Annotated in this window: 6 protein-coding genes; 2 read left to right on the top strand and 4 right to left on the bottom strand. The window is 43.1% G+C overall.

What is annotated here, in order from left to right; translation table 11 throughout:
• Positions 1-453: 453 nt before the first annotated feature.
• Entirely contained in the window at positions 454-573 is a 120-nt protein-coding gene (locus QUB24_RS33700; RefSeq protein WP_445300438.1) for a hypothetical protein, read from the bottom strand.
• Positions 574-1132: 559 nt separating this feature from the next.
• Complete coding sequence (surE, locus tag QUB24_RS27460) at positions 1133-1810, bottom strand: 5'/3'-nucleotidase SurE (RefSeq protein ID WP_333156762.1); 678 nt, start codon at positions 1808-1810, stop codon at positions 1133-1135.
• Between the two features lie 577 nt (positions 1811-2387).
• Here surE and QUB24_RS27455 point away from each other — a divergent pair.
• Positions 2388-4361: a carotenoid oxygenase family protein gene (locus tag QUB24_RS27455; protein WP_333156761.1), complete on the top strand. Its 1974-nt coding sequence runs from the start codon at positions 2388-2390 to the stop codon at positions 4359-4361.
• A 77-nt stretch (positions 4362-4438) separates the two neighbouring features.
• Positions 4439-9730, top strand: coding sequence for an AAA family ATPase (locus QUB24_RS27450; RefSeq protein WP_333156760.1), 5292 nt, complete (start codon positions 4439-4441; stop codon positions 9728-9730).
• Positions 9731-10523: 793 nt separating this feature from the next.
• Here QUB24_RS27450 and QUB24_RS27445 read toward each other — a convergent pair.
• Both QUB24_RS27445 and QUB24_RS27440 read right to left on the bottom strand, forming a co-directional pair.
• Positions 10524-11822: a dihydrolipoamide acetyltransferase family protein gene (locus tag QUB24_RS27445; protein WP_333156759.1), complete on the bottom strand. Its 1299-nt coding sequence runs from the start codon at positions 11820-11822 to the stop codon at positions 10524-10526.
• 170 nt (positions 11823-11992) lie between these two features.
• The gene (locus QUB24_RS27440) at positions 11993-12433 is read right to left on the bottom strand and encodes a YlqD family protein (RefSeq protein WP_015179467.1); all 441 of its coding nucleotides are present in this window, start codon (positions 12431-12433) and stop codon (positions 11993-11995) included.
• Between the last annotated feature and the right edge of the window lie 115 nt (positions 12434-12548).

Raw genomic sequence — 12548 nt, 5'->3', positions numbered from 1 at the left:
CAGCTATTGCTCGTTTTAGTTCTCTTGCATCGATATCGCTTTTAATGAAATCTTCTAATTGGGCTATTTCTTTTTCCATATCTTTTTCTGGCAGTTGTAAGTTATTCATTTTTTTATGGTTACAATCAAGTATTGCATATAATTGTATCATAGTCTTGATAATGATTTAGGATTGCTATAGTCTGAAACCCTTGATTTACTTAGCCTCTGGTGTGCTTCAACAAGCGTTGCGATCGTACTGAGATCCGTGAAAGCGTTATTCTCAGTAGGTAAGCCATCAAACACTGTCCGAAGTGTTAATCAATAGTTAAAATCAATATTTTTGTTGTCCACTGTGGCTAACAGCTTTTTTTAAACGGAGACTGCAAATTTGTTGTTGTTTTTCCGTCAGGTGTCGCTAAGGCTGGCATGGCCATAGTTCCATATTTTATCTACTGTCATTTTTCATGAAAATTAGATGTAAAACAACAGCTTAATCAGCGAGAAGTTTTCTCGGTTGTCTCGCAGCAGTTCTACGATCGCGCTTTTTAAGATTTCCTTTAGTCGCTCGGAGTTAAAAGTAATTTCAGACATTGTACTTGTGAGGGATTTAGCGATATGCCTAACGATAGAGGCTATTTGTTCAAAACCTAGTTGATAATCTACTCAAGATTGTACAAAACTAACAGCGAGTAATATTTGTCTAGGTTCACCCCCTCTACTGGCAGTTAGGCAAATGTGTCAATCTATGTTATGCTGAGTCAAAATTGAGGAAAAATCATGTCAAAAGAAAGAAAAAGCAATAAAGAAGTCAAAAAGCCAAAGAAACAACCTGATGGTGTTGCTAAGCCGAAGGATGACAAAAAAAATTATGGTAGCACGGACGGCCGCAAGTAGAGATAGCTGCCACTCTTCGGATTGCGATTAATTTTGTTCAATTGTCATTACTATCGATTTTTAACAACTTTAAATATCCTCTTTTGGGATAAGGCGAAAACAGGTTTATTATATCTAGGGAATAGGCAATGCTAAACCGAAAGTATAATGAAATCTGTTTTTAGCCATGAATATTAAACATTCCGTCGCCGATCGACTTTAACACCATTTATTTAGACTTGGTTGAAAAAAAATAGAGTTCGATCGCCCAAATCTATCACAGGGATATCTCTGTCACCGCAATATTACCCTCAAAACACACGTCAACATCAGTCCCCGCCGCCCGATCGCGCGAGCCGTACTCTCCCGCATAATAAAAGTATTCTCCCTCCACCCGGTACACCACCGGCAGCGGCTGCGTCGAAGGCCGGCAAAACACAATTTCCGGTTCCGCACTTCCCGGCGCTAAATGCGGCAAATTTACATTCCAGAAACACCCCGACTTTGGTTCCCGGTTGAGCAAATCCGCCAACACCCGCGATGTCCAACGAGTAGCGACATCCCAGTCAATTTCGAGCGGCCTTTTAATCCGGTGGGAAATTGCGATTCCCGGAATACCGTGCATGGCTGCTTCGCGCACAGCCGCCACCGTACCCGAAATATACACGTCAACCCCCAAATTGCCACCCGCGTTAATACCCGAAAGCACCAAATCCGGCTTCGCACAAACGTGATGAAGAGCAATACGCACGCAATCGGCCGGTGTTCCCCCTACAGCATATTCCACGGACGATCGCCGATCGACATGAATCGGACTGTGAGCCGTCACTTGATGCCCGCAGCCGGACAATTGCCCCTGCGGAGCCACCATAATTGTTTTGCCTTCTACAGCCTGCAAAAGTGCTTGAATGCCGGGAGCGTCGATGCCGTCGTCGTTGGTTAAAATTATCGTCATTATGTGTCGGTTTTATAGAACCGATTTGAGAGCGCAGAGGCTGGCAACCTTCTGATAGTTCTAGCCCAAATTGGTTGTTGGTTGGTGGCGATCGTCAGTATGAGCATTGCCACACATTTATATCATGACATTAATTGAACAGTTGCCCCAGAAATGTGGCGCGCCACATTTTAGCCGAGTCGCACCTTGATATGACAGCTAAAGCGGCTTGTTACGCTTGCCCCAGTGCAGCATTCATAACATCAGTGTCGATGCAAACATCAATTAATCACATAATTTTTTCCTCGGCTCTCCCCGATGCTAGGTGTTAAAAGTAGCAGATGATACTAAGTATCTGAGACTGAACGTTGAAACCCTCGATCGTGCTAAATTATTAGCTTGCGTTATCACCATAAGTACGAGAGAGCCGATAATAAGTTAATGTCGATTCCCATGGCGCTTTGACGCAGGGGATGGGAGAATAGATATCAAATATTTATCAAAGATAGTATCTAAGTTACAGTCCTCATTTCCCATTCATAAGTCAAATACTGATCTACACTGTTACCATTATTACATTTTAATTCAGGAGAGTGATATGAACGAACCCACTCAAAGCAATACCAAAGCAGGTTGTCCCCCAGTTCCTCAGTCGATTATGAGCGCCAGTCGGGAAGAACTAGATGACATTCCAATGAACATTAAGGGGGAACTACCAGAAGAGGTACAGGGTTATATCTTCATTGTTGCGCCAGTAGGAACCGTTGAATCAGGAGGTCTTCCTTTTGCCGACGGAGACTCATTTTTGAATGGCGACGGCATGATTTACCGACTTGATTTTAATCAAAAGGGTCAAGTAATTTTGAAAACGCGGATTGCCAAGCCTCTAGATTACCATTTTGACGAGGCAACTAAGGGTAGTAAGTTGGGATTTCGCAATCATGGGATCTTAAGGTTTTCCTTACTTCTGGGCGCTCGCAACGAGTTAAATACAGCTTTTCTGCCTGTGAAATTCTTAAAAGACGAACAGGAGCGTTTGTTAGTAACTTATGACGCGGGTCGTCCTTATGAAATTGATACCGATACCCTTCATCTGGTGACGCCAGTTGGGTCAAATAAAGAGTGGCGTCCTGAAGCTCCTCTGCCCTATCTTTTTCCACCCATTTTTAGTACCGCCCATCCTACTTTTGATACCTACACGGGCGATATGTTCGCAGTTAATTATGGTAGATCGTTAGAGAATTTTCTTGAGACTATACCTTCCATTGAGAAGATAGACGAACGCTTTCCAGGAGTTCGTCTATTTTGGGAAAAATTTAAGGGTTTAGAAGATTTCGTCTATCTGATTCGCTGGGATGGAGTGAATCAATTGGAGCGGTGGACGCTGGTAAATCCTGATGGTTCGCCAGTCAGCATCAAGCAAACTATCCATCAGATTGGAGTAACGGAAAATTATGTAATTTTGATGGACACAGCCTTTAGCACTGGACTGGAGCAGTTGCTCACCAATCCTTTTCCAGAAAACAAAGAGCTAGAAAGAATTTTAAGGGAATTATTAGAAAGTCCACCGTCACCCGATTCTATTATTTATATCGTTAGCCGCAGCGATCTGCAAAAGGGGAAGGGGCAGCGTCCAGCCTTGAACGAACCTGAAGTTAAAGTTGTCGCGCGAAAAGTGGTAATTCCCCTCGAAGCGGCTCACTTTTTGGTGGACTATGAAAATCCTAACGAGAAAATTACGCTCCACGTAGCTCATATTTGTGCTTGGGACGTTGCTGAATGGCTGCGTCAATACGATATTTCCCCTTATCAACCTCACAATCCCGTGCCTAAAAACTTGCCTGGGATGGAACTGAATGAGATGGACATCAGCCGTTTGGGACGCTACGTAATTGACCTAAACAACCAAGATCAAACCATCGAGCCAAAAGTTATCTGGGATACCGAATATACATGGGGGCTGGGATTATACGCCTACCTTGACCGATTACCGTCAGGTAAAACTCCCAGAAAGCTAGATAATATCTACTGGATTTCTTTCGGACTGTGGAAGGATTTAACCACCGAGTTTTTGTGCCACTTATACCGAGATTATAAGTATCAGAAAGTACCGCAGTCAGATGTTCTGGCTCTGGCTGAAAAGGGCGTACCAGCTTGCTTGCTGCGGCTGGACACGCAGTCGATGGAAATTGCCGATCGCTATCAGTTTGATCCTGGCTACATCGTGAGTTCACCGCAGTTTATGCCACGTCGCGGTAATCAAGGTAGTTCAACCGACGGTTATATAGTTTGCACCGTTTTCACTCCCCAAAGAAATGAAATTTGGATTTTCGAGGCTGACAATTTGTCTGGCGGGCCGAAATGCAAACTCAGCCATAAATCCCTTGACTTTACATTCACATTGCATACAGCTTGGTTACAACAAATAGGGCCTCGTTCAGCTAAATACAAAATCTCGTTGCCGGAAGATTACGAGGAATTAGCAAAGAACTTCCAATCTCCGCCGGAATTCGAGAAAGAGATTCAGGAGTTGTTTGCTAAAGAGTTGTACCCGCGCTTTGAAAGTGAGTAAAAATTTACTAACAGGCAGATTCTCCATGAATCTGCCTGTGATTTAGAATAGTTAATGAAAAGGGTAAGGTGAAAACAATGATCGTTCTTTCAGGATACGAAATTATAGAAAAAATTTACGAAGGAGTAAGGACTGTTGTATATAGAGCTAAAAAAGATGGTTACAGACAACCAGTTATCATTAAAATTATTAAATATGATTATCCTAGCCTTGAACAAATCACCAACTTAAGGCAAGAATTTATAATTACTCAAAATTTAGAGTGTGAAGGAATTGTCAAAACTTACAACTTAGAAAATTATCAGAATAGTGTAGCGCTCATATTAGAAGATTTTGGGGGTCTATCCCTTTATCATTTTATGGCAGCCAATAACCTGTCAATAAGCGAGTTTCTGAGGGTAGCGATCGCTCTATCCGAAACTTTGAGCTATCTCCATCAAGTACCGATCATTCACAAAGACATTAAGCCCTCAAATATCATTATCAATCCAGCGACCGGAAAAGTAAAACTGACTGACTTTAGTATTTCATCGCGCTTGGAATTGAAAAACCAAAGCATTAGCAATCCCAACTTGCTAGAAGGGACTCTCGCTTATATGTCACCCGAACAAACGGGGAGGATGAATCGAGCAATTGACTACCGCACCGACTTCTACTCTTTGGGAGTGACTTTCTATGAAATGCTGACCAACCAGTTGCCATTTACTACCACCGATCCGATGGAGTTGGTTTACTGTCATATTGCCAAACAACCCGTCCCACCTAAAGAGGTAGCAGAAATTCCTCAAGCGGTTTCAGATATTGTGATGAAACTGTTAGCCAAAAATGCGGAAGACCGATATCAAAGTGCGGCGGGATTAAAATTTGACCTGGAAACTTGTTTGCAGCAATTGCAGACAACTGGCAAGATTGAAAATTTTCCCATCGGTCAACGCGATCGCGGCAACCAATTACTTATTCCCCAGAAGCTTTATGGTAGAGAAACCGAAGTCCAAATTCTTCTAGATGCCTTTGGACGAGTCAGCCTCGGTGCCACCGAGATGATGTTAGTTTCCGGTTATTCCGGGATTGGTAAAACTTCAATCGTCAATGAAGTTCATAAACCAATTGTAGCAGCTAGGGGAGCTTTTATTGCGGGTAAGTTTGACCAGTTTAAGCGCAATATTCCCTATGCGGCGTTAATCCAAGCATTTCAAGAATTAGTTCGTCAGCTATTAACCGAAAGTTCCGAACAAATTGCTATTTGGAAAGCAAACTTATTAAAAGCGCTAGATAATAACAGTCAAGTTATTATTGATGTTATCCCGGAAGTCGAACTAATTATCGGTAAACAGCCTGAAGTTCCTCAACTGGGTTCATCGGAATCCCAAAACAGATTTAATCGGGTATTTCAACAATTTATTCGCGTTTTTTGTCAACCCGAACACCCGCTCGTCATATTCCTAGACGATTTACAGTGGGCAGATTCGGCATCTCTCAAGCTAATCCAACTCTTAGTCACTGACCCAGATAGCAAATATTTATTAACGATTGGAGCTTATCGAGATAACGAAGTCAGTCCCGTTCATCCTTTAATTCAGACAATAGAAAAAATTCAAGAAACTGAAACGGTGGTGAATAATATCACCATTCAGGCGCTGGCTTTGGATAGCGTCAACCAATTAATCGCGGACACTCTCGATTCCAGCATAAATTCAGACAAAATAAAAGTTTTTTCACAGTTACTTTTTAATAAGACCCAAGGCAATCCGTTTTTCTTAACGCAGCTACTCAAAACCCTGTACTCGGAAAATCTGCTGGTTTATCAAGTAGATATAGACCGCTGGGAGTGGGATATTCAACAAATACAGGCGATTGGTATCGCAGATTTCAATATCGTTGAACTGGTTGCCAGAAATATTCGCAAACTCCCAGAAACAACCCAGAAATCATTAAAATTAGCGGCTTGTATCGGCAACCAATTTAACTTAGAAGTTTTATCAATTGTCAATGAAGAATCAAACATAGCGACGGCTGCTCATTTGTGGGAAGCACTGCAAGCGGGTTTGATTCTGCCGCTGTCTGAAAATTACAAAATTCCTCTAGTGTTTGCCCAGGAAGATTTGGCATCTGTACGCGATATCAAAGTTGACTACAAATTTTTGCACGATCGAGTGCAGCAAGCAGCTTATTCTTTGATTCCAGAGTCAGAGAAAAAAGCCACTCACCTGAAAATTGGTCAACTGTTGCTGAATAATACAACAGAGCAAGAGCGAAAAGATAATATTTTTGCTCTGGTTAACCAACTGAATTTTGGCACAGATTTGCTAACTAATCAGTCAGAAAAAGATGAGTTAGCCCAATTAAACCTGATTGCTGGACAGAAAGCAAAGGCAGCTACTGCATATGAAGCCGCTATTAATTATTTGAATGTAGGTATAGAACTCCTGAGTCAAGATAGCTGGGAAAGTCGATACGATTTGACATTTGATTTTTATCTGGAAGCGGCGGAAGCCGAATATCTCAATGCCAATTTAGAACGAGCGGGGAGCTTGTGCGATCGCACTCTCCAAAAAACCAAAACCATCCTCGAACAAGTCAACTTATACGAACTGAAAATTAGGCTTAACCTCGCTAAAAACCAGAACAATTCTGCGGTAGATACCGGACTGCAAGTTCTAGAAATGCTGGGAGTGACCATATCTCAATCACCGCCGCAAGAACTCAATATTGAGGAGTTAGCTAACCTGCCAGAAATGACCGATCCCTACAAGCTGGCGGCTATGCAGTTTTTAGTTCTGATTTTCCCACCAGCTTGCTTCGCAGAAAGCCCGCTATCGCTACCAATTCTATATACTATGATCGAACTTTCTCGTCAGTATGGGAATTCGCCACAGTGTACTTTTGCATATTCTATTTACGGAATACTCGTGTCTTGGCTCATACCAGATATAGATTTTGCCTATCAACTTGGTGAACTTTCTTTACAAGTATTAGAGCAGTTAGATGCCAAAGAGTTTCGTTCTAAAACATTGGTTAATGTTTCCATCTGTATTACGCACTTCAAAAAGCATACTAGGGAAACTATAGAACCCCTTCGTCAAGCAATTAATAGCGGCTTAGAATTTGGAGATATAGAATATGCTTGTCATGCTGCTGATTACTACTGCGCTCATCTGTTTTTTAATGGCGAGCATCTAGACTACGTGCAAGAACAACAAAAAAACTATATTGATTTTGCAGATAAGTTTTCCCAAGAACATCAGTTTTATCTGCTCAAAATTATTGGTCAATTAGTCGCAAATTTACGAGGCATAACAGATAATAGCCTGATTTTAACTGGTGAATTTTTGAATGAGGGAGAAGCTATTGCTTATTTGACAAAAATTAATAATTTAATGTCTTTATTTAGAGTGCTTTTTGCAAAAACCCTACTTTGCTATTTATTTAAAGATTATAAAAATGCTATAATTTATGCTAAAACAGCGTTAAATAATTCAATGCTTGTTCAAGGTAACATTAGTTTTAATAACCACGTTTATTACTATTCTCTGGCTCTTTTAGCTCAGTATTTTCAGGAAACTGAGGAAAAGCAGCAACAATACCTGAAACAAGTAGAAGAAAATCAGGAAAAGATGAAATATTGGGCGTTTCATTGCCCAGCCAATTACCAGCATAAGTATGACTTAGTAGAAGCAGAAAAAGCCCGCGTCTTAGGGCAATCTTTCTCAGCAATGGAATATTACGACCGGGCGATAGATGGAGCCAAGGAAAATGGATACGTCCAGCACGAAGCCCTCGCCAATGAACTAGCAGCAGAATTTTATTTAGCATTAGGTCGTCAGAAAGTAGCGCGTACCTACCTGATAGACGCTTACTATGCTTATATTCGCTGGGGAGCAAAGGCAAAAGTTAAGGATTTAGAAGAGCGCCATGCTGAATTAATCGCACCTATCGTCGGTAGGAAAAATAGCCTGACGAGTGGAAGAGACGAAAGGATTATTCAGAGCAGAACCACTGTAACTTCTACCAGTTCAGGTGCTGCAAACGAGCTGGATTTATCAACAATTATCAAAGCCTCCCAAGCGCTCTCAGGGGAAGTTCATTTAGATAAGTTACTCTCGAATTTGATGCAAGTCTTGCTGGAAAACGCGGGAGCAGAAAAATTTTATTTCCTCCTACCTGACCCAGCAGGTAAGTGGAAAATAGAAGCTCAATGTACGGGTGAACGATGTGAATTAATCTCCAAGTCAGCGACTGAAAGTCAAGAGATTCCTATCTCGCTGGTTAATTATGTAGAACGCACGCAAGAAACTCTTGCGATCGATGATGCAACGAATAAAAGCAGGTTTGCGTCTGACCCGTATATTATTCAGCAGCGACCTAAATCTATTTTGTGTAGCCCCCTGATTAATCAAGGTAAGTTGGTAGGCATCTTATATCTAGAAAATAATTTAACAGCGGGGGCTTTTACGCGCGATCGCTTAGAAGTCCTCAACATCATTTCCGCCCAAGCTGCGATCTCCATCGAAAATGCCCGTCTCTATCAAACTTTAGAAGAAAAGGTGCAACAACGCACCGCCCAACTCGCCCAAGCAAACCAGGAAATTAGCAGCCTCAACAACAAACTTAAAGCCGAAAACATCCGCCTCAGTGCTGAGTTAGAAGTCACGAAACGACTGCAACAAATGATCTTGCCCAAACAATCAGAACTTGATAAAATTAAAGGATTAGAAATAGCTGGATATATGCAACCTGCCGATGAAGTTGGTGGCGACTACTACGACGTGCTAACCCAAAATGATCAGGTAAAAATTAGCATCGGCGATGTTACGGGACATGGTTTAGAAAGTGGCGTATTAATGATTATGGCGCAAACCGCCGTCCGCACTCTCCAACAAATGAACGAAACCGATCCGGTGAAGTTTCTTGATGTGTTAAACCGCACCCTTTATGGCAATATCGAGCGCATCGACTCGTCTAGAAACATGACCTTGGCTTTGTTAGATTATCAAGATAGTAACCTTACCCTCAGCGGTCAACATGAAGAAATAATTGTAGTCCGTACTGATGGTAACATCGAACGGATCGATACAATGGAACTCGGCTTTCCTCTGGGATTAGAGGAAGATATTGCTGATTTTGTTTCCCAAGTTCAAGTGCATCTTAATTCAGGGGATGTAGTAGTGCTTTACACAGATGGAATTACCGAAGCTGTAAATATAAATAAAGTGTATTACGGGATAGAAAGATTGTGCCAAGTGACCAAAGAAAATCGCCAGAAAACCGCTGAAGAAATTCGACAAGCAGTAATTGATAATCTGCTGGAACATATTGACAAACATAAAGTTTTTGACGACATTACGTTGGTAGTCCTAAAACAGAAATAACGCAAGTTGGTAATTGGTAATTAGTAATTGGTAATTGGTAATTGGTAATTGGTAAATTGTTTAAGCGTCCGACGATCGAAACCGAGTTCACGCCCAACAATTGGGGAAATGGTGCGCGGACTCACGAAGGTGCGATCGAAAGCTGAGCGCCACGTCTGTGCTAAATTGGGCGATCGGGCGAATTGGTATAATCAAAGGCAACATCAGCGCTTTCACGGGTCAAACGCTGCTTTCGATCGCAGCCCCAAGGCCGCGACTGCCTCCGGTAATCAGTGCGCGTTGATTCTTGAGTGCGTGGTTCATCTTCGATACCCTGTCATATCATTTCCGGTTACACTCATACATGATGTTGACGGTTGACGGTTGACTGTTGACGCCGTGAACAGTGAACAGTGAACACGAATTTACTATTCCGATGCTAACGGATTTGATATCAGTGCTAAGTTGGGCGATCGGCGAATTTACTGCAAACATCCACCTACAATCCAAAATTCCTCAAACACATCAACCAACTTGTGGTCAAAATAAATTTGTGTGTATCCGTACCAACTGACACCAAAACCTCGTGAGTATTAGGTTGCCTCGCCGGTTGAATAGACAAAACTTGCACCATCGTATTAACGAGTAATATCAAATCCGTTGGTATCGGAATTATTCATCTCTCTCTTCTCTTCCTCTGTGTCCTCTGCGGTCTCTGCGGTTAAATCATTCCGAAATTAGAAATCTCATTAAAAGCTAAGTCTAAATCCCCCTTTCCTGCCAATAACAGTAAAAGGGAGATTTAGGACGATCGCTAAAGCGTCAAAGACTGAGGATTTGTCTCAATCAATTTCGCTAAATCTTGCAAGAAAGACGCAGCATCAGCACCGTAAATAATCCGGTGATCGCAAGTAATATTCACCTGCATTTGGCGCTTCACTCCCATCAAACCATCTTCATTAGCTACTACTTGCGGCCGCGAAGAGCCGATCGCCAAAATCGAGCCTTGATTCGGCGGCAAAATCGCGTCAAACTTGTCTACTCCAAACATTCCCAGATTGGAAAGAGTAAAAGTTCCCGTGCTGTATTCATCAGGCTTCAACTGCTTGGTGCGGGCGCGATCGACTAAATCCTTCCAAGTGCGGGAGAGCGAATAAATATCCAGGCGATCGGCATTTTGCAGCACCGGCGTAATCAAACCGCCGCCATCCATCGCCACCGCTACCGCCACATTAATATCAGCGCGGTATTGAATTCCCGACTCCACATAAGAAGCATTCAGCAGAGGATGTTTTTGTAAAGTTACAGCTACAGCCTTCGCCAGCATAGCCGTCATCGTGACGCCCTTCGACTTAATTTGTTTGTAGAGTTTGTCCAGATTATCAGTAGTAATTGTGTAACCCACGCGGAAAGACGGCACGCTCAAACTTGCTTCCATATTCCGCACCACCGCATTTTGCAGCGCATTCATCGGTACTTTTTGGCCCGAAAGTGCGATCGCTGGGACTGGTGTGGGTACGGGTTTGGCTGCGGCGGGCGCTGCGGCGGGGGTGGGTGCTGCGGGTGCCGGTGCTGCGGGGACTGTTACCGCTTGCTGAACCGGAGCTGGTTGAGCTTTGCCTGCTGCTGCTTCCACATCCTCTGCGACAATGCGACCGTTGGGCCCGCTGCCTTTGATAGAATTCAAATCTACTTTAAACTCTTTGGCTAATTTGCGAGCGCGGGGAGAAACGATGCTGCGGCCGTTTTGGCGACTGACATTTTGCTGCAAACCTGCTGAGGATGTAGCTGCGCTCACAGGAGCGGGGCTGGGAGCCGGGGCGGCGGCGCTTGGGGCGGCGGCTCCTTGCTGCTGAGCTGCGGCGATTTCGGCTTCTGTTTCTGCTACGAGGGCGATTGCTGCCCCCACCGGAGCAACTTCGCCCGCAGGTACGATAATTATTGCTAAATAGCCTTCGTAGAAAGACTCGACATCCATGTCGGCTTTGTCGGATTCAACAACTACCACCGTTTCGCCTTTTTCTACTTTGTCTCCGGCGGATTTGACCCAGGAAACAATTTTGCCCTCTGTCATGGTAGAACTCAGGGCTGGCATGAAAACTTCGCGAATCATCTGTAAAAAGTCCTTTTGTGTTGGTAATAGGTAATCGGTATTTGGCAATTGATAATTGGCGATCGGCCACCGGCAATACTTATTATGCCAGTCTCTCGCATTCTTGATGTGTGACTGTTGACTCAAAATCAATTGCCAATTACCGATCGCCAATTACCACTTACCAATTTCTAAATATCACCTCGAATTTCTTCGACTATTCCGTCGCGGAGGAGAATTTCTACTTGCATTTTTTGAATCAAGTTTTCTCCGAGCCCGACAGTGAACGTGCCGTCAATTTGACCTTGACTCACTTCTTGTTCCAGGTCTAGCACCTGCACTTGCTGAAGCTGTTGCAGATTTTGGTTTTTCTGTTCTAGCAGTTCGCTTTTTCTTTGATTCACCTGCACTTGAATATTTTCTATTTGCTGCATTACTTGCGGGCCTGGGGGCTGCAGATTTTGCTTTTGGATTTCTGAAATCATCCGCTGCCCTTGCATTTCTAACTGTTGTAGCTGAGAGTCTATTTGGTTGATTTGGGCTTGGAGTTGCTGTTGAGCTTCTTCTTTCCAGCGGGGAGTAACGACGACTTTAACGTTAATCGATCGCTTCAAGAGTAATTGTGGTTCCATAAAGTTGTTGCTTGTCAATTAGGAATTAGGCATTAGTCATTAGTTTGTAAACATGAACTAATGGCCCAGGACTGAGGACTCGGATTCGGGACTCGGGTGTTGGGATAATTTTTTC

This window comes from Microcoleus sp. B9-D4, assembly GCF_036705105.1.
In the GTDB taxonomy this organism is placed as follows: domain Bacteria; phylum Cyanobacteriota; class Cyanobacteriia; order Cyanobacteriales; family Microcoleaceae; genus Microcoleus.
The sequence above is the reverse complement of the archived record's forward strand: the minus strand, read 5'-3'. Positions and strand labels throughout refer to the sequence as shown.